The organism is Paucibacter sp. TC2R-5, assembly GCF_025717605.1.
Lineage (GTDB): Bacteria > Pseudomonadota > Gammaproteobacteria > Burkholderiales > Burkholderiaceae_C > Paucibacter_A > Paucibacter_A albus.
Map to the genome: position 1 here is coordinate 67,873 of NZ_JAJIRQ010000008.1, position 23,055 is coordinate 90,927.

Genomic DNA, 23,055 nt, shown 5'->3' on the forward strand with positions numbered 1-23,055 from the left:
GCATCAGCTTTGGGCTTGAGATGGAATGCTAGAAGCCGCGATGGCTTCGATAGGCAAGACCACATCGCCGCATTGCGCACGGTGGCGCAAGACGTGATCCATCAAGACCAGGGCCAGCATCGCTTCGGCGATTGGCGTGGCACGGATGCCGACGCAAGGGTCGTGGCGGCCAAAGGTTTCGACCGATGACACCTCACCGGCCCGGTTGATCGAAGCCTTGGGCGTGCGAATCGAGCTGGTCGGCTTGATCGCGAGCGAGGCAACGATGTCCTGGCCGGTCGAGATGCCGCCCAACATGCCGCCGGAGTTGTTCGAGGCAAAGCCTAACGGTGTTAGCTCATCGCCATGCTCGCTGCCGCGCTGTGCGACGACGCCAAAACCCGCACCGATTTCGACGCCCTTGACCGCGTTGATGCCCATCAAGGCATAAGCGATGTCCGCATCAAGCTTGTCGAACAGCGGCTCGCCCAGGCCCACGGGCACGCCGGTGGCCTCCACGCGGATGCGCGCGCCGACCGAGTCGCCGGACTTGCGCAGCGCGTCCATATAGGCTTCGAGCTCTTCAATCTTGCTCGCATTGGCGGCAAAGAAGGGGTTGTTGCCCACATGCTGCCATCCCTCGAAGGGGATCTCCAGCTCACCCAGCTGCGTCATGCAGCCGCGGAACTCGCAACCGTATTTTTCTTTCAGCCATTTGCGTGCCACGGCCCCGGCGCCGACCATGGGGGCTGTGAGGCGGGCCGAACTGCGGCCGCCGCCGCGCGGGTCACGCAGACCGTATTTGCGCCAGTAGCTGTAGTCGGCGTGTCCGGGGCGGAAGGTGTCGAGGATATTGCCGTAGTCCTTGCTGCGCTGATCCTGGTTCTTGATCAAAAGGCAGATCGGCGTGCCGGTGGTCAGGCCTTCATAGAGACCGGACAAGATTTCGACCGCGTCGGGCTCATTGCGCTGGGTAACGTGGCGCGAGGTGCCTGGGCGGCGGCGATCCAGCTCGGGCTGGATATCGGCCTCGCTCAGAGGCAAGCCCGGTGGGCAACCGTCGATCACGCAGCCAATCGCGGGGCCATGGCTTTCGCCGAAATTGGTGACACGGAACAACTCGCCGAAAGTACTGCCTGACATGGGGAACCTGTTTAGCTGGGGGCGGATGGATTCTATCGGCCGCCAAACAAAAAGCGGCCCGAAGGCCGCTTCTTCAAGAATCTCAACGAATCACAACTTGGATTCGCCCGCGCTCTCGGGGTTGTCTTCGAGCGGCCAATCGCGGATATAGGCCTTGAGCATGCGGTTCTCAAAGTCCTGGCCGTCGACCACGGCCTTGGCAACGTCATAAAACGAGATCACGCCTTGCAAGGTCTTGCCGTTCAGGACCGGCATATAACGGGCATGGCGCCCCAGCATCATGCGGCGCACTTCGTCGATTTCGGTCTCCGGCGTGCAGGTCAGCGGATGGTCGTCCATCACGCCGCGCACCCGCAAGGTGCCAACCGAACCGCCGTTCTTGACGACTGCTGCGATGACCTCGCGGAAGGTCAGCATGCCGACCAGATCGCCATGCTCCATCACCACCAAGGAGCCCATATCGCGCTCGGCCATGGTAGTCACCGCCTGCGACAGAGCTTCCTCTGGCGTCACAGTGAACAGCGTGCCACCTTTGACCCGCAAAATATCGACGACTTTCATGCGCTGACTCCTGAATGAGTGGGTCGCCGATATGGCTCAAACCCAAATTTTTTACTGACTAGAAACATAGCACACAATGCGCCCAACTAACACCTGGGAGACACCATGTCAGGCTATGCAGCCCCTGCTTTTGACACCTTGGCGCTACACGCCGGGGCCGCACCCGACCCAAGCACTGGCGCACGCGTGACGCCGCTGCACCTGAGCACCTCGTTTGTATTCGAGAACGCCGAGCATGCCGCCTCGCTGTTCAATATGGAGCGGGCCGGCCATGTCTATTCGCGGCTGTCGAACCCGACCACCGCCGTGTTCGAGGAACGGGTCGCTGCGCTTGAGGGCGGCGTGGGCGCGATCGCCACGGCCAGCGGCCAAGCGGCGCTGCATCTGGCCATCGCCACGCTGGCGGGCGCGGGCTCGCACATCGTCTCGTCCGGCGCGCTCTACGGTGGTTCGCACAATCTGCTGCACTACACGCTGCGCCGCTTCGGCATCGAAACCACGTTTGTGAGACCCGGTGACATTGCGGGCTGGCGCGAGGCAATCCGACCCAATACCAAGCTGCTGTTCGGCGAGACGCTGGGCAACCCCGGCCTGGATGTGCTGGACATTCCGACCATCGCGTCAATTGCCCACGACGCCGGCCTGCCCTTGCTGGTCGATTCGACGTTGACCACGCCCTACTTGATGCGGCCGTTCGAGCATGGTGCCGATCTGGTCTATCACTCCGCGACCAAGTTCTTATCGGGTCACGGCACCGTGGTTGGCGGCGTGCTGGTCGACAGCGGCGCCTTCGACTGGCAGGCCGCTCACGACAAACATGGCCTATTCCCGGAACTGTGCGAGCCCTATGCCGGTTTTCATGACATGGTATTTGCCGAGGAAAGCACCGTCGGCGCCTTTTTACTGCGCGCCCGCCGCGAGGGCCTGCGCGACTTTGGCGCTTGCATGAGCCCGCACACGGCCTGGTTGATTCTGCAGGGCATCGAGACCTTGTCTCTTCGCATGCAGCGTCATGTACAGAACGCACAGAGGATCGCCGAGTTCCTGGATGCTAACGAGATGGTCGAGCGGGTCGGCTTTCCCGGCTTGTCCAGCCACGCCAGCCACGCCTTAGCGCAGCGCCTGCTGCCGCGCGGCTGCGGCTCGGTGTTCAGCTTTGATCTGAAGGGCACGCGTGCCCAGGGCCGAGCCTTCATCGAGGCACTGCAGATCTTCTCCCACCTGGCCAATGTTGGAGACTGCCGCTCGCTGGTGATACATCCGGCATCGACCACGCACAGCCGGATGGATGACGCAGCCTTGGCGCTGGCCGGTATTGCGCCGGGCAGCATTCGCCTCTCGATTGGCTTGGAAGATGCTGACGATTTGATCGCCGACTTGAAACGCGCGCTGAAAATCGCAGCCAAGGCCTAGGAGCAAAACAGCATGAAATTGATCGTCAATGGCTTTGAAGCCTTTGCCTATACCGGCGGCAAGCCGCTGGACCCCGCCCTGCCCGCCATCGTCTTTATTCACGGTGCGCTCAATGACCACAGCGTCTGGACCTTGCTGGCACGCTGGTTCGCCCACCGTGGGCATGCGGTGTTAGCGGTCGATCTGCCCGGCCATGGGCGCAGCGCCGGGCCGGTCTTGAACAGCATTGCCGACTTGGCCGATTGGGTCTGGGCCTTGCTTGACGCCGCTGGCGTTCCGCAAAAGGCGGCGCTGGTCGGCCACAGCATGGGCTCGCTGATTGCGCTGGAGGCAGCGGCCCGCCAGCCTGCGCGAGCCAGCCATCTGGCGCTGCTGGCCACGGCCTATCCGATGAAGGTCTCGGAAGCCTTGCTGAACACGGCGGCAGCGCAGCCCGACAAGGCGATCGCCATGGTCAATCAATTCTCCTTCTCGAGCTGGGCCAGCAAGCCGTCTTACCCGGGGCCGGGCGCTTGGCTGCAAGGCGGCGAAATGGCACTCAAGCGCCGCATCCAGGGCCGGCAAACAGAGGTCAATCTGTTCGAGCATGACTTCAGGCTTTGCGATGCCTACAGCGGCGGCTTGGAAGCGGCAGCCAAAGTGAAAGCACCCAGCACCTTGATCCTGGGCGCGCGCGACCAGATGACGGCGCCCAAGCAGAGCAAGACGCTGGCCGAAGCACTGCCTAGCGCCAAGACCGTCATGCTGCCCGCTGGCCACTCCTTGATGAGCGAAGTGCCGGATGCCTTGCTGGCAGCACTGCGCGTCGCGCTGAAGGCATAGGCACTAGGAATTAGGCCAAGCCCAATATCGGCCGCAGCTCTTTGAGCATGTCGGTCGTCATCGCGCGCAGGTCGTACTTGAGCTGCCAGCCCCAGTCGCGCACGGCCTCGCTGTCGTCGATGCGCTGCGGCCAGCTGGCGGCAATCGCTTGGCGGAAGTCCGGCGCATAGCTGATCTCGAAGCCCGGAATCTGCAGCGCGATCTCGGCCGCAATCTCGGCCGGCGTGAAGCTGACGCCGGCCAGGTTGTAGCTGCCGCGCTGCTTGATGTTTTCTGCCGGCGCTTCCATCAACTCGATCGTCGCCCGCAAGGAGTCGGCCATATACATCATCGGCAAGCCCTGACCCTGTTCCAGGAAACAGCTGTACTTGCCGGTCTTCAGCGCTGAGTGAAAGATCTCGATCGCGTAGTCGGTGGTGCCGCCGCCCGGGGGGGTCTTGTAGCTGATCAGGCCGGGGTAACGCAGGCTGCGCACATCGACGCCGTGATTCTTGTGATACCAGGCGCACCAGCGCTCGCCCGCCAGCTTGGAGATGCCGTAGATGGTGGTGGGGTCCATCACCGTGGTCTGCGGTGTATCCAGCGCCGGCGTCGACGGGCCGAACGCGGCGATCGAGCTGGGCCAGAAGATGCGGTCCAGCTTTTGCGTGCGCGCCAGCTCCAGCACATTCAGCAGTCCCTTCATGTTCAGGTCCCAGGCCCACATTGGGTGCTTCTCGCCGGTCGCAGACAGGGCTGCGGCCAGGTGATAGATCTGCGTGATGCTGTGGCGCTTGACCACGGTGGCCAGCGCCGCCGCATCGGTCACGTCCAGCATTTCATGCGTCAGCTGAGGCACGCGGCCTTCGGGCGCCAGATCGCTGGTGATGATGTTGGCGTCGCCGTGGCGCAGCGCCAGTTCCTGGGCCAGCTCGGAGCCGATTTGGCCGTTGGCGCCGATGATCAGAATCTTGGTGGTGCTCATTGAAATTGCTTATTCAGGCGGTTTTGATCAGACCCAGCTCAAGGCCGGCTTGGGTGAAGGCGGCAACCGCTTGCTCCAGTTGCTCGCGCGAATGCCCGGCCGACACCTGCACGCGGATGCGCGCCTGACCCTTGGGCACGACGGGGAAGAAGAAACCAACGGCGTAGATGCCTAACTCCAAGATCCGTGCACTGAGCTTTTGCGCCAGCACCGCGTCGTGCACCATGATGGGCACGATCGGATGGGTGCCCGGCTTGATCTCGAAACCGGCTGCCTGGATGGCCTCGCGGAAGTAAGCGGTGTTGGCTTCGAGCTTGTCGCGCAGCGCGGTCGAGCCTTCCAGCAGATCAAGCACGGCAATCGAGGCGCCGACGATGCTGGGCGCCACCGTGTTAGAGAACAGATAGGGGCGCGAACGCTGGCGCAGCAACTCAATCACCTCGCGCCGGCCGGTGGTGAAGCCGCCCGAGGCGCCACCCAAAGCCTTGCCCAAGGTACCGGTGATGATGTCTATCTTGCCGAACACATCGCGGTATTCATGCGTGCCGCGGCCAGTCTTGCCGACAAAGCCGCTGGCATGGCATTCGTCAATGCCCAAGAGCGCGCCGTAGCGGTCGGTGATCTCGCGGATCTTGTCGAGCTGGGCAATCGTGCCGTCCATCGAGAACACACCGTCGGTGAAGACCAGGGTGAAGCGCGCACCGGCTTCTTTGGCTTCGATCAGGCAACGCTCCAGGTCGGCCATATCGTTGTGCTTGTAGCGAAAGCGCTTGGCCTTGCACAGGCGGATGCCGTCGATAATGGACGCATGGTTCAGCTCGTCGCTGATGATGGCGTCTTGCTCGCCCAGCAGCGGCTCGAACAGGCCGCCATTGGCATCAAAAGCGGCCGCGTAAAGAATGGTGTCCTCGGTGCCCAGGAAGCGCGCCAGGCGTTGCTCCAAGGTCTTGTGCAGGTCTTGCGTGCCGCAGATGAAGCGCACCGACGAGAGCCCGTAGCCATGGGTGCGCAAAGCTTCGTGGGCGGCCTCAATCACCTGCGGGTGGGAGGACAGGCCGAGATAGTTGTTGGCACAGAGATTGATCACCTCGCGGCCATCTGCGGTGTGCACCAGTGAACCTTGCGGACCGGTGATGACGCGCTCGCTCTTGTACAGGCCGGCGGCGCGAATGCCCTCCAGCTCGGTGTTCAGGTGGGCATAGAAGTCAGCGGCATTGTTCATTGAAGGTCTCCTGATGCACAATTCGTTAAATTGGACGTTGTTCGATATATCGAACCAACGTGCAGTATCCAAGATTACTGATCCGAGGTCAAGTATGTCCGCACCCACCATAGACAGTCTAGAGCCGCCCAAAGTCGGCGCTACTTTGCAGGCTTTACGTCAGGCGCAGGGTTTGTCGCTGGACGAGCTATCCCGCCGCGCGGGTGTCAGCAAGTCGATGCTGTCGCAGATCGAACGTAACCAGGCCAACCCGACCGTCGCCGTGGTCTGGCGGCTGGCGAATGCATTGCGGGTCGAGATGTCCGAACTTTTGGGAGGCGAACGGCCGGCAGCTCCGGCGATCGAGCGGGTCGCCGCACATTCGATTCCGAGCATGAGCAGCCCGGACGGGCTGTGCCAGCTTCGCATCCTGGGTCCGATTGACCTGGCGGGTCAGTTCGAGTGGTATCAGCTGACGATAGAGCCGGGCGGCGCCTTGGACTCGGCCGCCCATGAGCCAGGCTCGCGTGAGCACTTGAGCGTGCTCAGCGGCAGCCTGGAGATCAGCGCCGGCGGCAGCAGCCAGAACTTGCTTGGCGGGGAAACTGCCCGTTATGCGGTGGACGGGCCACACTCGATTCGCAATAAATCAGCCACCGAAGCGGCGGTGGCCTTGTTGGTGGTGCTACACCCCTAAGAGATGGGCCAGACTGATTTTTTCCCAATCGCTGCGCTGCCATAGCGGCGCCAAGGCGGTTGAACGCTGCGCCAGGCAGGCATTCAACAAGGGCGCCGCCGGCGTCTGCTCCGGCACCACCAAAAGCACCAAGCGCTGGGCGCCGCTTTCTTCGAGCCGGGCAATCAGGTCGAGATCGCCCAGCTGATCCAGCACCGGTTCCAGCTGCAGCGGGTCAATGCGCAATCGTCGCGCCAGCCCCAAGCTGCTGGCGCCACCCTCGCCGAGTTGCTGGCTCAGGCGCAACTCGCGCAAGACACCCAAGCTCAACTCCAGGCTCAAGCCGGGCACATCGGGGCGACGCAACATGCCGCTGCTCAAGCTGGGCGCATTGGCGGCCAGCAAGGCGCCCAATAAAACGATCACCCAACCCGAATAGAGCCAGACCAGAAAAATTGGCACGGTCGCAAAAGCGCCGTAAAGCGTTGAGAAGGTCGGCACCGACTTGAAATACCAGGCCAGCACGCTCTTGGCCAAGTTAAAACCCAAGGCTACAAACACACCGCCGGCCAAGGCATGGCGCCAACGCACCACCGTGTTGGGCACGTAATGAAACAGCGCGGCCACGCCGCAAGCCATCACCAACAACTCGATGGCATTGAACATCACACCGACACTGAAGGGCAGTGTGGTGAAGTAATCATGCCCCGTGGTCACGGCATAACTGGTGAGTGCCAAGCTCCCGCCCAGCAGCAATGGCCCCAGGGTCAAGCTAGCCCAGTAGACCAAGACGCGCTGCGCCATGGGCCTGGGCCGCTGCACGCGCCAGATCGAGTTCAAGGTGCGATCTATGGTCAGCATCAAGGCCAGCGCAGAAAAGCCCAAGAAGACCAGGCCGACGGCGCCGAGCCGGTTCGCCTTGGACGCGAACTGGGTCAAGGCGCCCAAGACGGGCTTGGCAATATTGGCCGGAATCAAGCTCTTGACGAAGTACTGCTCCAAGGCCGCTTGAAAGGATGCGAAGATCGGAAAGGCCGTGAACAAGGCCAGCATCACCGTCAACAGCGGCACCAAGGAAATCAAGGTGGTGAAGGTCAAGCTCCCGGCGGTGAGACCCAGATGCCCCTCCCGAAAACGCAGCCGCAGGCTTTGCACGGTCTGCCGCCAAGGCCAGCGATTGAGGGTCGAAATCAGCAGTCGAAGCCAGCTCTTCAGGTCGAGCTTTTCAGTGGAGAGATTGCGCATGCTGGCTATGATGCCAGCATGTCTGCCTCTCACTCCCAGAATCCGCCCTCCCCGGCTGAGCCGCTGCGCACCCAAGCCAGCTCGCGCGAAGCGTTTTCCCGCAACCTGGCACTCGCGGCCTTGATCGCCCTTTTTCTCTTGAGCGTAGCCTGGGAGCTCTGGTTGGCGCCGACCGGCCGGGGCACCCTGGCCATCAAGGCCCTGCCTTTGCTGGTGCCCATGGCGGGTTTGTGGCGCTACCGGCTCTACACCTTCCGCTGGCTCAGCTTGATGATCTGGCTCTACTTTGCCGAGGGTGCGGTGCGCGCCGCCAGTGAAAGCGGCATAGGCATGTGGCTGGCCATTGCCGAGGTGCTCTTGAGCGTATTGATCTTTGTCGCTTGCGCAATGCAGGTCAGGCTGCGCCTGGCTGCGGCCAAAGCCCACACCGCAGCGGCCAATGCCCAGCCAAGCTGAATTTCTGCAAGCGTTGCGCGGCGTCCTTGGCGAGGCCGGTTTGCTGTGCGAGGGCGACCTCAGCAATTACGAGCAGGACTGGCGCCGCCGCTATGAAGGTCGCGCGCTGGCGGTTGCCAGACCGGCCGACACGGCCCAAGTGGCCGCCGTCGTCAAGCTCTGCGCGGCCTACGGGGTCGGCCTGGTGCCGCAAGGCGGCAACACCGGCTTGGTAGGTGGCTCGACGCCCGATGCGTCTGGCGAGCAACTGCTGCTCAGTTTGTGCCGCATGAAGCAAGTGCGGGCCATAGACGCTGCCAATCTGACCATGACGGTCGACGCCGGCTGTGTGCTGCAAGTGGTGCAGGACGCAGCCGCAGAACAAGGCCTGCTCTTCCCCTTGAGCCTGGCTTCGGAGGGCTCCTGCACGATAGGCGGCAACCTCGCCAGCAACGCCGGGGGCACGCAGGTATTGCGTTACGGCAACGCACGTGATTTGTGCCTAGGGCTTGAAGTAGTGACAGCCGACGGGGATATCTGGAACGGTTTGTCAGGCCTACGCAAAGACAATACCGGCTACGACCTGCGCCACCTTTTTGTCGGCAGCGAAGGCACGCTGGGCGTGATCACCGCCGCCACCCTGAAGCTCTACCCCCGCCCCAAGGCGCAAACGACGGCGCTGGCGGCATGCGACTCATTGGACGCGGCCGTGCAATTGCTGGTCCTGGCGCAAAGCCGCGCCGGCGCAAGCCTGAGTGGCTTTGAAGTGATGAATGCGGTGTCGCTGGGCTTGGTGAAAAAACATTTCCCGCAACTGCAGCAGTCCTTGGCCCTCAGTCCCTGGACGGTCTTGCTGGAGCTGTCAGACACCGAAAGTGAAGCCCATGCCAGCGCCATGTTCGAAAGCTTGCTGGAGGCCGCCTTGCAGGCCGGTGTGATCAGCGACGCGGCGGTGGCTGCCAGCCAGGCGCAATCGCAGGCGATGTGGCATTTGCGCGAGTCGATACCGCTCGCTCAGGCGCAAGAAGGGCTGAACGTCAAGCACGACATCGCCCTGCCTGTCTCGGCAATCCCGAGTTTTGTGTCCGGCACCGACACGACCTTGAAGGCGGTTTTTGCCGGGGTTCGTCTGGTCAACTTTGGCCATCTCGGCGACGGCAATCTGCACTACAACGTGCAAGCGCCAGAGGGCGTGCCGGCCAAGGATTTTTTGAGCCAGCATGAAGTGGCCATCAAGCAAATCGTCTATGACGCAGTAGCCGCACATGGCGGCTCATTTTCGGCCGAACATGGCATAGGCCAATTGAAGCGCGCAGAACTGGCCGCACGCAAAGACCCGGTCGCCTTGCACATGATGCACGCCATCAAAAAAGCCCTCGACCCCAAGGGCTTGATGAATCCGGGCCGTATGCTTTGAGCTAAGGCGATGCTCAGGGAGGCATGCCGATGTGTTGCTGCAAAAATCGCTCGACCCGGCCCCAGAAGTCCTTGTTTGTTTCCATCGCCCGCCAGCCATGGCGTTCCTCTGGATAGAGCACCCATTCGACGCTTTTGTGTCCGGCGGCCGCCAAAGCGTCGCGCATGCGCAGGCCATGCTCCATCGGCACGCGGCGGTCCAAAGCACCATATGCCATCAGCAGCGGACGTTTGAGGCGGGCAGCTTGCTTCAGCGGCGAGGTGGCATCCAAGCGCTCGCTGTCCGCGTCCGGGTGTCCGATCAAATTGACCAAGTCATAACTGCGGCCGAGTTCGCTGGCATCGCTATTGAGCGAGCTGAATAGCAGCTTCAAATCCGACACGCCGACCCAGTTGATGCCGCAGCGGAACAACTCGGGCTGTTTGATCAAGCCCATCATGGCCGCATAACCGCCATAACTGGCGCCGGCAATGCAAATGCGATTGGGGTCAGCCGATCCGCTCTTGATCGCCCACTGCACCGCATCGGCCAAGTCATCCTGCATGGCAAGGCCCCATTGCTTCCATCCGGCCCGACTATGTGCAGTCCCATAGCCGCTGCTGCCGCGGAAATCGGGCTCTATCACCAAGTAGCCACGCGAGGCCAGGAACTGCGCCTCGGCACTCCATTCCCAATGATTGCCTCGCACATAGGGGCCACCATGCACGAGCAGCACGGTCGGCAGCATTGCCTTGCTATTGGCGCCGGTGGGCATGCTCTTGGGGCGAGTCACAACCAGGGGCAGACTCAAACCATCGCGTGCGCTGATGCGCATAGGCTCACGCCTGGCCATCTCCTGCGGCTTGATCCAAGGGCGCGCGGACAGCAAGGGCTTGAGGGTCAAGCTGTCGGGCTGGAAGCTGCTGAAGATAGTCGGCTGACGGTCGGAGCTGGACTTGACCAAGACCAGTTTGGCGTTCAGGCAGTCGCGGCAGTCGATTTGGTTGACGGTGGCGGGCAGCGCCTTGTCGACCGCGGCCTGCAGCACCTTCATCTGCGCATCAAACCAGACGCTGTCCCTAGACTCCCCTTCATAGTGAATCCCCAGCAGGCGGCCGGTCTTTTCATCAAACACCAGCTCACCGCTGAAGTCATAGCCCTTGATGTTCATCACATCCTGCAGCGCCGCCTCGGGCTTGGCCGTATCCATGCGCAGCAAGGCTTGGGTGCCTGTGGGCTGGCTTGGGTTGCCGACCAGGTAGAGCTGGCCGCGTGGGCCAGCCTCGTACCAGCTGGGCAGACTGCTGTTGAACCGTTCGTCCTCTCGCCACAGGATCCAGTTGCGAGCATCGGCCGAGGGCAAGTACATCGCGTAGCGATCCTTGTCAATCGCCGTGGCTGCCACCGGGCGCCCGGTCTTGTCGACCAGCCAGGTGTAGACATGGGGCGGCGCGTTATCCAACACCGAACTCTTGCGGCCGTTGCGTGTATCCAGCCGTGCCAACACGGCCGAGGTGAATTCGCCCAGCCCGTTGTAGCGACTCTCTTCAATGATGACATCATCACTGCCATCCTCCAGCACTCGGTGCAGATGCCAGGTCCAAGGCAGCAACTCCTCGCGGCGCTCCTTGAACAGCGAGTTCTTCAGCGCCGCGATACCGTCCGCGTTGACGCTGGGGCGGCTGCTCTCGGCGTTGACCAATTGCTTGAGATTTTCGCCGTCCACATCGATGGCCCACAGACCTTGGGCGACCGGCTTTTCGCTCGCCTCCTGCAGCTGCGCTACGTCAAACACCAGGCGCTTGTTATTGACCCAGAAGACCCGGTTGATGTCGGTATCCCCGAGGCCGATCACGGCCTTGGAGGCCGAGAAATCATGCAAATTGACAACCGCCAGTTGGGTACGGCGCCCCTCGGGCGAGGTGACGATGGCCATCAAACGGCCGTCCGGCGAGAGCACCCCGCCGCGGTACATGGGTAGACGAAAAAAATCCTCTATGGGCGGCAAGCCCTGGCTCGGATTGGCTCCGGCCAGGCCACAGGCCACCCATAGCGAAGCCATCGCCAGCACGCGCTGGCCGACTCTGAAAAGGCTCATTCTTATCGTCCTCCCGAGCTGTGATCGCTCAATGTGGGGCGGACTGTAAGCGGATCAGAACCGGCAACACCCTGGGGCAAGCCCTAGGGCAAAGCCCTGGGCGGCTTGGCTACTTATTGCCCAAGCGAAGCTTCCGCCGCCGCTTTGACGGGCTTGCGGCGAATCAGCGCCACCAGCTTGCCCAGCATGCGCCAGACAAAGCGCACAAACATCAGCGTCAGGATGGCCTCGACAAACGTCATCACAAACGCGACCAAGCCGTTCCAGCGCGCCGATCTGCGCTGGAATTTCGCAAACATGCGGTCGCGTGCGATTTCAATGCTGTCGTAGAAGGTCGGGATCACCAGCAAGGTGAGCAAGGTCGAGGTGATGGTGCCGCCAATAATGGCCACCGCCATAGGCCGGTAGAACTCGCTGCCCTCACCCAGGCCAATCGCGACCGGCAACATACCGGCAATCAGGGCAAAGGTGGTCATCAGAATCGGCCGCAGGCGCTTGCGGCCGGCGGTCATCAAGGCATCTTCGCGGTCCATGCCCTCGGACTCCAACTGACGCGCGGCGTCCAGCAACAAAATCGCATTCTTGGCCACCAAGCCCATCAGCATGATGACGCCGATGAAGCTCATCAAGTTCAAGGTGCTCTTGCTCAGCAGCAAGGCCAGCACCACACCGATCAGCGACAGCGGCAGCGACAACATCACCGCCAGCGGCGCTGTGAAGCTGCCGAACTGCATCACCAGCACCAGATACATCAGGCCAATGCCCGACACCAAAGCAATGCCCATCTCGGTGAACACCACTTCTTGCTGGCGCGAGTCGCCTTCCAGCTCCAGGCCATAGCCGGGCGGAAAGTTGATCGCCTTGGCAATTTTGACGGCATCGGCCGTCACTTCGCCGGGTGAGCGGCCCTGCACATTGGCGGCCACCGCGATCGTGCGCTTGCCGTCGGCATGCTGGATCTTGCTCGGGCCCTTGCCCATGGTGACCTTGGCGATTTGTTCGAGGGGCACCATCACATTGCTGCCGCTGACGGCAATCGGCAAGCGCTCGATATTGCTAGCGTCAACTCGGTCGTCCGGGTGCAGACGCACCGCCACATCGCGGGTCTCCCCGGCCGGGTCAACCCAGTCACCCACCTCAACGCCGGCAAAGGAGACTCGCAATGCCTGCGCCGCATCGGTCACCGAGATACCCAGCGTGTTGGCCAAACCACGGTTCAACTCGATCTGCAATTCGTCTTGCGGGTCCTGCTCAGACAGCCCCACATCGACCGCGCCCTTGATGCCACGCATCTGTTCCATGAAAGCATTGGTGATGTCCAGCAGTTTGCGCGAGTCGGTGCCGGTGAAACGGATCTGCACCGGCTTGCGTCCGCCACCATTCAGGTCATCGGACACGGCATACTCCGCGCCGACCAGGCTCTTGACCTTTTCGCGCAGTTCGTTGGCCACCTCGGTGGCTGAACGCTTGCGCTGGTTGCTCTTGCCGATGTCCACATAGATGCGCCCACCGCCGACGTTGACATTGGAGTTGGTCGCGACCGTCTCGGGCATAGCCCGCGCCAATTGGGCCGCAGCCTCCAGCTTCAGACGCGAATACTCCAGGCTGGCGCTCGCTGGCGTGCGAACCTCAACCGCCACCATGCCGGAATCGGTGACGGGCAAGAAACTGGAACCACCGAATTTGACTTGCAGCGCCAAGGCGCCGACCAAGCTCAGCACCGCAAACACGGCCATCCAGATGCGGTGATGCAAAGCCCAGGCAATCACATGTCCATAACGCTCGGTTTGATGATCAAACCAGTCATTGAAACGAGCCAGTAGGCGGCCAAGCGCGTTCTTGGGCGCCAAATGATGGTTCGGTGGGTCGCCCCAGTAGGCCGACATCATTGGGTCGAGCGTGAACGAGATGAACAAGCTGACCATCACCGACGCGACGACGGTCAAGGCAAAGGGCCGGAACCATTCGCCCGACACGCCCGGCATAAAGGCCACGGGGATGAAGACCGCAACGATGGCGAAGGTGGTCGACGCGACGGCCAAGCCAATCTCGGCTGTGCCCTCAAGTGCAGCGGTGCGCCGGTCCGAGCCGCGCTCCATATGGCGCACGATGTTCTCGCGCACCACGATGGCATCATCAATCAAGACCCCGATGGCCAGCGACAAGCCCAGCAAACTCATGAAGTTCAGGGTGAAGCCGGCCAGCCAAACCGCGATGAAGGCAGCGATCACCGAGGTCGGCAGCGCCAAGGCGGTGATCAGCGTCGAGCGCCACGAATTCAAGAAAACATAGACGACGAAAATCGTCAGGCCCGCCCCCAAGACCAGAGACTCGATCACGTTGTTGAGGCTGTTCTGCGCGTCCTTGCCGCCGTCCTGCGTGACCTCGAGCTTGGCGCCTTCGGGCAAGGTTTTGTTGATCTCCTCAACCAGCTTGCGAACCTTGTTGGCCACCGTGACCGTGGAGGCATCTTTCGAGCGGGTCACCGCGATGCCGACATTGGGGTTGCCATTGCGCAGGCTGACGCGGCTGATTTCGGCAAAGCCATCCTCGATGCTGGCGACCTGCGACAGGCGCACCAACTCGTTGCCGCGGCGTTTGACCACGATTTGCTTGAAGTCGGCCGGCGACTCGAGGCGTCCGATCAAGCGAATGCTTTGATCTTCCAAGGTGCCGCGCACCTTGCCCACAGGCGCGGTGCTGTTCTGATTGCGTAAGGCCGCCACCACCTCGGTCACCGAGACATTGTTCTCGCGCAGCTTTTCGGCATGCAGCAGCACGCTGAGCTCACGCTTGAGGCCGCCGTTGACAGTCACGACGGCCACACCGGGAATGCCGCGGAATTTGTCGGCCAACTGGTCTTCGGCGATGCGTGAAATTTCCGCGTGACTTTGCTTGCTGCTGGAAAGTGCCAGCTGCATGATGGGCTCAGCCGCCGGGTCATTGCGCTCCACCACCGGTTCGCGGATTTCGGTCGGCAGCTTGTAGCGCACGGTATCGATCGCGTTACGCACCTCGTCCGAGGCTTCGATCAAGTTCTTGTTGAAGTTAAAGATCAGGACGATCTGGGCATAACCTTCAGACGCTGTAGAGCGCACGCGGTCAACACCCGAGATGCTCTGCATTGATTTCTCAATGCGGTTGATCACCTCACGCTCGACCGTCTCGGGCGAGGCGCCAGGATAGGCGATGCCGACCACCAGCACCGGCTCTTGCACGTCCGGGATCTGGTTGACCTTCAGCTTCTTGAGTGCCAGCAGTCCCAGGCACATCAGCGAGATGATGATGACGATCGTGGCGATCGGCTTCTTGATGCTGAAATCGGAAAGAAACATGGCTTACTTCCCTGCTGAGGCGGCGCGCGCGGCACTGGCAGCGGCGGCCGCCGCTGCGGGTACGCTGGCCTGGGGCGAAGCCACCTGTTTGATCTTCTGCCCGTCTTGCAAATTGGAGCCGGGCTTGCGCAAGATGCGCTCGCCTGCCTTCAAGCCACTCAGAACGACAAACTCGCCGCGCCTGGCATCGCGCTCTCCGAGCTTGATAGGCGTCTTCTTCAACACCTCGCCGTTGATCACCCAAACGAAGGCCTCATCACCCGCGCGCAACAACGCGCTATCGGGCAACATCAGGCTACTGACGCTGCCTGTTTCGACGCGGCCTTCTGCATACAAGCCGGCCACTTTAGGCGCGCTGCCGGGCGCGAAATCCACCAGCACTTCCAATTGCCGAGTGGTTGCATTGGCGGCCGCCTCGATGCGGCGGATCTTGCCGCTGAAGTTCTTTTCGTCCAGTCCGTTGACGCTGAAACTGACCGTTTGACCTGGCTTCAAATCGCTCATGCGGTCGGCCGATACCAGCCCTTCAAAACGCATGCTGCGCGGGTCTATGACCTTGAATAACTCTTTGCCCACCAGGGCCGTGTCACCGGCCGAAACCTTGCGCTCACTGAGAATGCCGTCAAACGGCGCGCGCACTTCGGTGCGCTGCAATTGCTGGCGCGCCTGCGCCGCCCTGGCTTTGGCCGCGACCTGATCACCCTGAGCGTTATTGCGCCGCTGCTCTGCATCTTCGGTGGCTTGGAGTGAACTCATGCCCTGGGCCTGCAAGGTCTTCAAGCGCTGATACTGGCGCTCGGCCTGCTCGAAGGACTGTGCGGCCACCCGGGCGGATTCATCGGCCGAGGTGAGTTGCTCGCGAATAGAGCTGTCGTCCAGGCGCGCGAGCAGATCTCCTCGTTTGACCAATTCACCATTTTCCTTGAGCACCTGCAGCACTACAGCCGACACCTCGGCGCGCAGATCGGCACGCTTCTCGGGCTGAATGGAGCCGGTGATCACCGGGCCGGAAGAAAAATCTGCCAAGCTCATGGTGATCTGATCTTCCGGGGCCAGCAGCAAGGCAATGCTTGACTTGGCGGCGTCTGCGGAGCTGTCCTTCTTGCCGCTGTCTTTACCGCAAGCGCTGAGGCCCAGTGCAAGGACAAGGGTGAGCAAGGCAGGCAAGGCGCGCAAGGCGTTCTGGAATGGACGCGTCATCTGACGGACTCCGAAAAGATATGTTGATTGGAATCAAGGAAAGCAGCGCGCCAGCATAAACGACAACTTGGACGCATCCGTTCGTCATGGACAGAAAGCCCGCCCTACAGCCTAGAGGCTGCTTACTGAATCGGGCCTTTCAAGGCCGCCGGTAGCAACAGGGGCATGACAGCAATGCCCTCCTCGACCAATTCGGCCACCTCAGTGGCGCTGGCTTGCCCACGGATGCCGTGGGCTTCGGTCTCGCCGTAATGGATACGGCGCGCTTCTTCAACGAAGCGATCTCCAACATCTTCGGTGTTGGCGAGCACAGCGGCGACGGCTGAGAGCAGATGGTCGTGCATGCGGGCGTTCACATGGCCAGGCAACTCGGGCTTGGCCACGCCGGCCGGTGCAGTCGAGGCTTGCGGCGTGATGGGCACGGCCGGTCCGCCCCGCAAGTGCGAGACATTGAGATGCGGTGCGCTGGGCATGCGCGAAATATGGATGTCAGCGCAGATCGGGCAGCTGATCAAGCCGCGCTGCAGTTGTGACTCAAAGTCCGCAGCCGAGGCGAACCAACCTTCGAAGCCATGATGATGGCCACATCTGAGGTTCAGAACCAACATTGCAGACTAAACACTCGCTTGCGCAGGCCGCCAATCAAGCGCCCACTGACCGCTCTGCCAGCGCGTTAGCCACAGCAGGCCAATCAGGGTTTTGGCGTCAGTCATAGAGCCAGCCGCGGCGAAGGCGTCGAGCTCTGCCGTGCTGTGCGTGACGATGTCCAAGAACTCGCCAACATCCAGCGAACGCTGGCCGGCCGTCAGGCCTTTGGCAAAGAAAATCTCAATGCCCTCGTCCGAGTAAGCGATCGCGTTGTGCAAGACCCCGGCGTGTGCCCATTCGCGAGCGCTATAGCCGGTCTCTTCCAATAGCTCACGCTGCGCGCAATGCAGCGCAGCTTCTCCCGCGTCCAGCTTGCCGGCGGGGAACTCCAGCATGACGCGGCCCATCGGGTAGCGGTACTGGCGCTCAAGCAGCAAGCGTCCATCATCAAGAATCGGCACGATCATCACCGCGCCAGGGTGGACGATGTACTCTCGACTTGCCTCCCCACCGTCGGGCAGGCGCACGATATCGCGCTTGACCTTGAGGAAACTGCCCTCGTAGACCGCGGCAGATTGCAGGCAATGTTCGCGCAGATGTGCGTCTTCGCTACTGCCGCTCTCAGGCTTCATGCCGGCCTCGGCGCAGATAGCACCAGACAAAGCCAGGAAAGCCCAGCGTGATAAAAAGGCAGATTGCGGCGCCGTAAAACTCCCAACCCTGCGGGTGGCGCTGACCAATCCTGGCCTCCAGGGCAAAGCCCAGCGCCAAGGTCAGACAAGCTAAAATCGCCAACTCGGCCAGCCGCCAGCCGACGGCCTTGGGCCGTCGCACAGGCCCCACCAACAACAGCCGGTGGCTGAAATAGGGTAAATTGGCCGCGACGGCGGCGGTGAGCAAGACCAGCCAGACGGCTGCTTCTGAATCCATTGTGCGTCTGCGTCGCGAACTCAGGTCGCCAAGGTTTTGACGATTGCGGTGGCACAAAGCGCCATCAAGCCGCCCGGCAAAATACCAAACACCAGCACGGCGGCACCGTTCAAAGACATCACCATGCGTACATCGCTCGGCGCAGTCAGGGGCGCGCTATCGGTGGGCTCATCGAAGAACATCACCTTGATCACTCGCAGGTAGTAGTAAGCACCGATCAAGGAGACGGCGACCGCAACCACGGCCAAGGCCGTGTAGCCCATCACATTGGTGCCAACCAAGGCCTGCAAAACTGCCAATTTGGCATAGAACCCTGCCGTCGGCGGCACACCGGCGAGCGACAGCATGAAGATCGTCATCACAGTGGCGTACCAAGGGCTGCGCTTGGCCAGACCGGCCAAATCGCTGATCTCCTCGGCTTCATGGCCTTGCCGCGAGAGCAGCAAGATCATGCCGAAAGTGCCCAGCGTGGTCATCGCATAAACGATGACGTAATACATGGCCGAGCTGTAGGCATTGGCTGCCGACAAGGTGTTGTCGTTGACGACCCCGGACGCGAGGCCCAGCAACATAAAGCCCATTTGAGCGATGGTCGAATAAGCCAGCATGCGCTTCAGGTTGGTCTGCGCAATGGCAACGAAGTTACCAACGAAGAGTGAGGTCAAGGCCAGGACGATCAACATTTGCTGCCAATCAACAGCCAAGCCCATCATGCCTTCCACCAGTAGACGGATGGTGATGGCGAATGCCGCCAGCTTGGGCGCCGCAGCGATGAGCAGAGTGACCGCCGTGGGTGAGCCTTGATAGACGTCGGGGACCCACATATGGAACGGTGCAGCGCCAAGTTTGAAGGCCAGACCGGCGACAACAAATACGGTGCCGAAGATCAAGACTGACTTGTTAGGCACACCGGTGCTGATCACATCGAAGACCTGCGGGATAGACAGCGAGCCGGTCGCGCCATACATCATCGACAAACCGTAGAGCAAGAAGCCGCTGGCCAAAGCGCCCAGCACGAAGTACTTCATCGCAGCTTCTGTCGAGAGCAAATGGTCGCGACGCAGAGCCACCAGCGCGTAAAGCGACAGACTCATCAGCTCCAGGCCCAAATAGATGACCAGGAAATTATTGGCCGACAGCATCACGCATATGCCCAGCAGCGAGAACAAGCTCAGGCTGAACAACTCGCCCTTGAGCAACTCCCGGGAGGCCGCATAGGGCCGGGCATAGACCAGCGTCACGATGGTCGCAATGCAGGCGAAGAAGGCCAGCAAATGCCCCATCGGATCGGACACCACCATGCCTTGCATGGCGTAGACGGTTTGACCGTCTTGGAAGTAGACCCAATGCACACCGGCCACAACAGCCAGGGTCAGCTGCGTCAACCAGTAGGTCGGACGGCGGGCAGGATCCTTCACAAACAAGTCCAGCATGGCGATGGCACAAGCCATCAGCAGCAGTGCAATTTCGGGGTAAACCGCGAGCCAGTTCATATTAGTCATTTGTCAGTGGCCCTAAGAATCAACCGGGGATCAGCTTGGAAGTTGCCACATGCTTGAGCAACTCGGTCACTGATACCTGCATCACATCGGTAAATGGTTTTGGATAGAGACCCATCCACAGCACGGCAATGGCCAGCACCGCCATCATCAGGAACTCACGTGCATTGAGGTCTTGCAGGTTCTTGACGTTGTCATTGGTGACAGGGCCGAAATACACGCGCTTGTACATCCACAGCGAGTAGGCTGCGCCAAAAATCAAGGCGGTTGCGGCAATCGCGCCGATCCAGAAGCTGTACTGCACCGCGCCCAGAATCACCATCCACTCGCCGACGAAACCTGCCGTGGCGGGTAGGCCGCAATTGGCCATGGCGAAGAACAGCGCGAATGCGGCGAACTTGGGCATGGTGTTCACAACGCCGCCATAACTGGAGATTTCGCGGGAATGGACACGGTCATAAAGCACGCCGATCGACAAGAACATCGCGCCCGATACGAAACCGTGCGAAATCATCTGCACCAAGCCACCAGCCACGCCAAGTTGGTTAAAGATGAAGAAGCCCAGGGTCACAAAGCCCATGTGCGCGATCGAGGAATAGGCGACCAGCTTTTTCATGTCTTGCTGCACCAGCGCGACCAGGCCGATATAGACCACGCCGATCAAGGACATCGCAATGATCAACCAGGACCATTGATGGGCGGCGTCCGGAGCGATAGGCATTGAGAGCCGCAGGAAACCGTAAGCACCAAGCTTGAGCATGATGGCCGCCAGCACGACCGAGCCGCCGGTGGGCGCCTCAACGTGGGCGTCAGGCAACCAGGTATGCACCGGCCACATCGGCACCTTGACCGAGAAGGCAGCCAAGAAGGCAAAGAACAACAGCGTTTGCGCCCCGCCGGTCAGCGGCAACTTGTGCCAGGTCAGGATGTCGAAGGACCCGCCCGACTGGAAGTACAAATACAGCAGCGCGATCAGCATCAGCAAGGAGCCGGCCAGCGTGTACAAGAAAAACTTGAACGCCGCATAGACGCGCTTAGGGCCGCCCCAGACGCCGATGATGATGTACATCGGGATCAGCGTTGCTTCAAAGAAAACATAGAACAGCAAGCCGTCCAATGCCGCGAACACGCCAATCATCAGGCCCGACAGAACCAGGAAGGAGCCCATGTATTGATTGACGCGCGACTCGATGACTTCCCAAGCAGCAATCACCACGATGACCGTGATGAAAGCCGTGAGTGGCACAAACCACATCGAGATACCGTCCACGCCCAGGTGGTAGCGCACATTGAAGCGCTCGATCCAGGGCTGGTTTTCGACAAACTGCATGGCAGCGGTCGTATTGTCAAAGCCGCTGATCAAAGGCAGCGTGACGGCGAAGCAAGCCAGGGCGGCGAGCAAGGCGAACCAACGCACCATCTTGACTTGGTCGTCACGGCCCAGGGCGAGCAAGAGCAGGCCGCTGGCGATGGGTAGAAAAATGGCAAGACTAAGCAACATAAGATCTCCGCCCTTGATCAAAGACCAGCCAGGGTCTTGAATTGGGGCCATATAAACGGCCACAGCTGCCACGTCATCAAGCCGAGCACGCCCAGAATCATCACCAAGGCATACCAGTACAAATGACCGGTCTGCACCAAACGAACCACAGCTGCGAGCCGACCCACCGTGCGGGCCGAGCCGTTGATCAACACACCATCAATCAACGCGCCATCGCCGCCCTTCCAGAAGGCCAAGCCCAAACCGCGCGCGGCCTTGGCCAATACGTTCTCATTGAACCAGTCGAGGTAGTACTTGTTTTCCAGCACATTGACGATCGGTGACAAAACGCGGCCAATCGCCTTCGGTATGCCGGGTGCAACCATATAGAACACATAGGCTGTGACGACACCGCCCAGAGCCAGCCAGAACGGCAGGGTACTCAGGCCATGCATGGCCATCGCTGCCGCGCCATGGAATTCGTGAGCCAGTTCTTCCATCGCGTGATGAATCTCGTGGTTGACGAAGATCGCATCCTTGAAGAAATCACCGAACAGCATGGGCTGTATCGCCAAATAGCCGATCACCACCGACGGGATCGCCAGCAGGACTAACGGCGCAGTCACCACCCATGGCGACTCGTGTGGGACATGCGGCTCATGGTGACCGTGGTCATCATGGTGATCATGCTCGCCTGGGAAAGGCTTGTGGCGGAAGTTTTCCTTGCCGTGGAAGACCAGGAAATACATGCGGAATGAGTAGAAGGCGGTTACGAACACACCGATGATGACGGCCGCATAGGCGTAAGGTGCGGCCGGCAGATGGCTGGCGTGCACCGCCTCGATGATGCTGTCCTTGGAGTAGAAACCGGCGAACAGCGGCGTGCCGATCAGCGCCAAGGAGCCCAGCAAGGACGTGATCCAGGTGATAGGCATGTACTTGCGCAGCCCACCCATATTGCGGATGTCCTGGTCGTGGTGCATACCGATGATCACTGAGCCGGCGCCGAGGAATAGCAGCGCCTTGAAGAAGGCATGGGTCATCAAGTGGAAGACCGCCACCGAATAGGCCGAGGCACCCAAAGCCACCGTCATATAGCCCAGCTGCGACAAGGTCGAGTAAGCGACCACGCGCTTGATGTCATTCTGAATGATGCCCAGGAAGCCCATGAACAAGGCCGTGATGGCGCCGATGATCAGCACGAAATTCAAAGCAGTGTCGGACAACTCGAACAGCGGGCTCATGCGCGCCACCATAAAGATGCCGGCCGTCACCATCGTGGCGGCATGGATCAGCGCGGAAATTGGCGTCGGGCCTTCCATCGAATCAGGCAGCCAGACATGCAGCGGGAACTGCGCGCTCTTGCCCATGGCGCCGATGAACAAGCAGATGCAGGCGACCGACAACATCATCCAGTCGCTGCCCCACAAAGGCGCGTTGAAGCCGATTTTGGCCAAATCGTCCGCCTTGGCGAACACTTCACCGTAGTTCAAGGAACCGCTGTGCGCGACCAGCAGGCCAATGCCCAGAATGAAGCCGAAGTCACCGACTCGGTTGACCAAAAAGGCCTTCATATTGGCAAAGATCGCCGTCGGCTTGGTGTACCAGAAGCCGATCAACAAGTAACTGACCAGACCCACGGCCTCCCAGCCGAAGAAAAGCTGCAACATATTGTTGCTCATCACCAGCATCAACATGCTGAAGGTGAACAAGGAGATGTAGCTGAAGAAGCGCTGATAGCCCGGGTCTTCCGACATATAGCCGATGGTGTAGATATGCACCATCAGCGACACAAAGGTCACCACGCACATCATCATCGCGGTCAGGCCGTCAACCAGGAAGCCGACCTCCATCTTCAGCCCGCCTATCACCATCCACTCGTAAATGGTCTGGTTGAAGCGCGCGCCTTCGTTGACCACCGCATTCAGGGTCATCACCGAAAGGATGAAGGCGATCAAGACGCCCAGAATGGTGACGGTGTGAGCGCCGGCTCGGCCGACCTGTTTGCCGAAAAGGCCCGCGACCACGGCACCGGCCAGGGGCGCCAGTGGCACCGCCAGCAGCATGTTCTGTGAGAGTTGTGCAGACAT

Annotated in this window: 19 protein-coding genes; 5 read left to right on the forward strand and 14 right to left on the reverse strand. The window is 61.0% G+C overall.

The genetic code is table 11. The features are described from left to right. Nucleotides 1-3 precede the first annotated feature (3 nt). Together aroC and LNV08_RS18000 are read right to left on the reverse strand one after the other, a co-directional pair. The gene (aroC, locus tag LNV08_RS17995; protein WP_263535124.1) at nt 4-1,122 is read right to left on the reverse strand and encodes a chorismate synthase; all 1,119 of its coding nucleotides are present in this window, start codon (nt 1,120-1,122) and stop codon (nt 4-6) included. A 90-nt stretch (nt 1,123-1,212) separates the two neighbouring features. Further along, a complete protein-coding gene (locus LNV08_RS18000) occupies nt 1,213-1,683 on the reverse strand; it encodes a CBS domain-containing protein (RefSeq protein WP_263535125.1) in 471 nt (156 codons plus the stop codon). Between the two features lie 105 nt (nt 1,684-1,788). Here LNV08_RS18000 and LNV08_RS18005 point away from each other — a divergent pair, with 105 nt between their 5' ends. Beyond that, entirely contained in the window at nt 1,789-3,096 is a 1,308-nt protein-coding gene (locus tag LNV08_RS18005) for an O-acetylhomoserine aminocarboxypropyltransferase (protein WP_263535126.1), read from the forward strand. Between the two features lie 12 nt (nt 3,097-3,108). Then, entirely contained in the window at nt 3,109-3,918 is an 810-nt protein-coding gene (locus tag LNV08_RS18010) for an alpha/beta fold hydrolase (protein WP_263535127.1), read from the forward strand. Between the two features lie 10 nt (nt 3,919-3,928). Here the strand turns inward: LNV08_RS18010 and LNV08_RS18015 are convergent, their stop codons facing one another. Then, on the reverse strand, nt 3,929-4,882 hold the full coding sequence (locus LNV08_RS18015) for an NAD-dependent epimerase/dehydratase family protein (protein WP_263535128.1): 954 nt from the start codon (nt 4,880-4,882) through the stop codon (nt 3,929-3,931). 13 nt (nt 4,883-4,895) lie between these two features. Beyond that, the gene (kbl, locus tag LNV08_RS18020) at nt 4,896-6,104 is read right to left on the reverse strand and encodes a glycine C-acetyltransferase (protein ID WP_263535129.1); all 1,209 of its coding nucleotides are present in this window, start codon (nt 6,102-6,104) and stop codon (nt 4,896-4,898) included. A 94-nt stretch (nt 6,105-6,198) separates the two neighbouring features. Between kbl and LNV08_RS18025 the strand changes: the two genes are divergently transcribed. Beyond that, entirely contained in the window at nt 6,199-6,780 is a 582-nt protein-coding gene (locus tag LNV08_RS18025; RefSeq protein WP_263535130.1) for a helix-turn-helix domain-containing protein, read from the forward strand. On the opposite strand, the gene LNV08_RS18030 is transcribed toward LNV08_RS18025, so the two are convergent. Further along, nucleotides 6,769-8,004: a YihY family inner membrane protein gene (locus tag LNV08_RS18030; protein WP_263535131.1), complete on the reverse strand. Its 1,236-nt coding sequence runs from the start codon at nt 8,002-8,004 to the stop codon at nt 6,769-6,771. The two genes, LNV08_RS18025 and LNV08_RS18030, sit on opposite strands and share 12 nt — an antisense overlap. Nucleotides 8,005-8,022: 18 nt before the next feature. Here LNV08_RS18030 and LNV08_RS18035 point away from each other — a divergent pair, with 18 nt between their 5' ends. Beyond that, nucleotides 8,023-8,460 carry a DUF2069 domain-containing protein gene (locus tag LNV08_RS18035; RefSeq protein WP_263535132.1) on the forward strand — a complete coding sequence of 146 codons (438 nt, stop codon included), beginning with the start codon at nt 8,023-8,025 and terminating at the stop codon, nt 8,458-8,460. Beyond that, nucleotides 8,444-9,856 carry an FAD-binding oxidoreductase gene (locus tag LNV08_RS18040; protein ID WP_263535133.1) on the forward strand — a complete coding sequence of 471 codons (1,413 nt, stop codon included), beginning with the start codon at nt 8,444-8,446 and terminating at the stop codon, nt 9,854-9,856. Before LNV08_RS18035 ends, LNV08_RS18040 begins: the two co-directional genes overlap by 17 nt. Before the next feature lie 13 nt (nt 9,857-9,869). On the opposite strand, the gene LNV08_RS18045 is transcribed toward LNV08_RS18040, so the two are convergent. The 9 genes from LNV08_RS18045 to nuoL all read right to left on the reverse strand — a co-directional run bounded on the left by LNV08_RS18045 (nt 9,870) and on the right by nuoL (nt 23,055). Next, complete coding sequence (locus LNV08_RS18045) at nt 9,870-11,933, reverse strand: alpha/beta hydrolase family protein (protein WP_263535134.1); 2,064 nt, start codon at nt 11,931-11,933, stop codon at nt 9,870-9,872. 113 nt (nt 11,934-12,046) lie between these two features. After that, nucleotides 12,047-15,268, reverse strand: a complete 3,222-nt coding sequence (locus tag LNV08_RS18050) for an efflux RND transporter permease subunit (RefSeq protein WP_263535135.1) — start codon at nt 15,266-15,268, stop codon at nt 12,047-12,049. Between the two features lie 3 nt (nt 15,269-15,271). After that, on the reverse strand, nt 15,272-16,468 hold the full coding sequence (locus LNV08_RS18055; RefSeq protein ID WP_263535136.1) for an efflux RND transporter periplasmic adaptor subunit: 1,197 nt from the start codon (nt 16,466-16,468) through the stop codon (nt 15,272-15,274). Nucleotides 16,469-16,590: 122 nt separating this feature from the next. Next, nucleotides 16,591-17,076: a DUF1178 family protein gene (locus LNV08_RS18060; RefSeq protein ID WP_263535137.1), complete on the reverse strand. Its 486-nt coding sequence runs from the start codon at nt 17,074-17,076 to the stop codon at nt 16,591-16,593. A 6-nt stretch (nt 17,077-17,082) separates the two neighbouring features. After that, nucleotides 17,083-17,688, reverse strand: coding sequence for an NUDIX domain-containing protein (locus LNV08_RS18065; RefSeq protein WP_263535138.1), 606 nt, complete (start codon nt 17,686-17,688; stop codon nt 17,083-17,085). Beyond that, on the reverse strand, nt 17,678-17,986 hold the full coding sequence (locus LNV08_RS18070) for a DUF2818 family protein (RefSeq protein WP_263535139.1): 309 nt from the start codon (nt 17,984-17,986) through the stop codon (nt 17,678-17,680). Before LNV08_RS18070 ends, LNV08_RS18065 begins: the two co-directional genes overlap by 11 nt. 20 nt (nt 17,987-18,006) lie before the next feature. Then, nucleotides 18,007-19,488 (reverse strand): NADH-quinone oxidoreductase subunit NuoN, encoded by a 1,482-nt coding sequence (gene nuoN / locus LNV08_RS18075; RefSeq protein ID WP_263535140.1) that lies wholly within the window; start codon nt 19,486-19,488, stop codon nt 18,007-18,009. Nucleotides 19,489-19,507: 19 nt separating this feature from the next. Then, nucleotides 19,508-20,986, reverse strand: coding sequence for an NADH-quinone oxidoreductase subunit M (locus LNV08_RS18080; protein WP_263535141.1), 1,479 nt, complete (start codon nt 20,984-20,986; stop codon nt 19,508-19,510). Between the two features lie 17 nt (nt 20,987-21,003). Next, nucleotides 21,004-23,055, reverse strand: coding sequence for an NADH-quinone oxidoreductase subunit L (gene nuoL, locus LNV08_RS18085; protein WP_263535142.1), 2,052 nt, complete (start codon nt 23,053-23,055; stop codon nt 21,004-21,006).

What these genes read in the sequence shown, in the direction of transcription:
- aroC (WP_263535124.1), bottom strand. Translation starts at nt 1,122, where the DNA reads ATGTCAGGCAGTACTTTCGGCGAGTTGTTCCGTGTCACCAATTTCGGC.
- LNV08_RS18000 (WP_263535125.1), bottom strand. Translation starts at nt 1,683, where the DNA reads ATGAAAGTCGTCGATATTTTGCGGGTCAAAGGTGGCACGCTGTTCACT.
- LNV08_RS18005 (WP_263535126.1), top strand. Translation starts at nt 1,789, where the DNA reads ATGTCAGGCTATGCAGCCCCTGCTTTTGACACCTTGGCGCTACACGCC.
- LNV08_RS18010 (WP_263535127.1), top strand. Translation starts at nt 3,109, where the DNA reads ATGAAATTGATCGTCAATGGCTTTGAAGCCTTTGCCTATACCGGCGGC.
- LNV08_RS18015 (WP_263535128.1), bottom strand. Translation starts at nt 4,882, where the DNA reads ATGAGCACCACCAAGATTCTGATCATCGGCGCCAACGGCCAAATCGGC.
- kbl (WP_263535129.1), bottom strand. Translation starts at nt 6,104, where the DNA reads ATGAACAATGCCGCTGACTTCTATGCCCACCTGAACACCGAGCTGGAG.
- LNV08_RS18025 (WP_263535130.1), top strand. Translation starts at nt 6,199, where the DNA reads ATGTCCGCACCCACCATAGACAGTCTAGAGCCGCCCAAAGTCGGCGCT.
- LNV08_RS18030 (WP_263535131.1), bottom strand. Translation starts at nt 8,004, where the DNA reads ATGCGCAATCTCTCCACTGAAAAGCTCGACCTGAAGAGCTGGCTTCGA.
- LNV08_RS18035 (WP_263535132.1), top strand. Translation starts at nt 8,023, where the DNA reads ATGTCTGCCTCTCACTCCCAGAATCCGCCCTCCCCGGCTGAGCCGCTG.
- LNV08_RS18040 (WP_263535133.1), top strand. Translation starts at nt 8,444, where the DNA reads ATGCCCAGCCAAGCTGAATTTCTGCAAGCGTTGCGCGGCGTCCTTGGC.
- LNV08_RS18045 (WP_263535134.1), bottom strand. Translation starts at nt 11,933, where the DNA reads ATGAGCCTTTTCAGAGTCGGCCAGCGCGTGCTGGCGATGGCTTCGCTA.
- LNV08_RS18050 (WP_263535135.1), bottom strand. Translation starts at nt 15,268, where the DNA reads ATGTTTCTTTCCGATTTCAGCATCAAGAAGCCGATCGCCACGATCGTC.
- LNV08_RS18055 (WP_263535136.1), bottom strand. Translation starts at nt 16,468, where the DNA reads ATGACGCGTCCATTCCAGAACGCCTTGCGCGCCTTGCCTGCCTTGCTC.
- LNV08_RS18060 (WP_263535137.1), bottom strand. Translation starts at nt 17,076, where the DNA reads ATGTTGGTTCTGAACCTCAGATGTGGCCATCATCATGGCTTCGAAGGT.
- LNV08_RS18065 (WP_263535138.1), bottom strand. Translation starts at nt 17,688, where the DNA reads ATGAAGCCTGAGAGCGGCAGTAGCGAAGACGCACATCTGCGCGAACAT.
- LNV08_RS18070 (WP_263535139.1), bottom strand. Translation starts at nt 17,986, where the DNA reads ATGGATTCAGAAGCAGCCGTCTGGCTGGTCTTGCTCACCGCCGCCGTC.
- nuoN (WP_263535140.1), bottom strand. Translation starts at nt 19,488, where the DNA reads ATGACTAATATGAACTGGCTCGCGGTTTACCCCGAAATTGCACTGCTG.
- LNV08_RS18080 (WP_263535141.1), bottom strand. Translation starts at nt 20,986, where the DNA reads ATGTTGCTTAGTCTTGCCATTTTTCTACCCATCGCCAGCGGCCTGCTC.
- nuoL (WP_263535142.1), bottom strand. Translation starts at nt 23,055, where the DNA reads ATGTCTGCACAACTCTCACAGAACATGCTGCTGGCGGTGCCACTGGCG.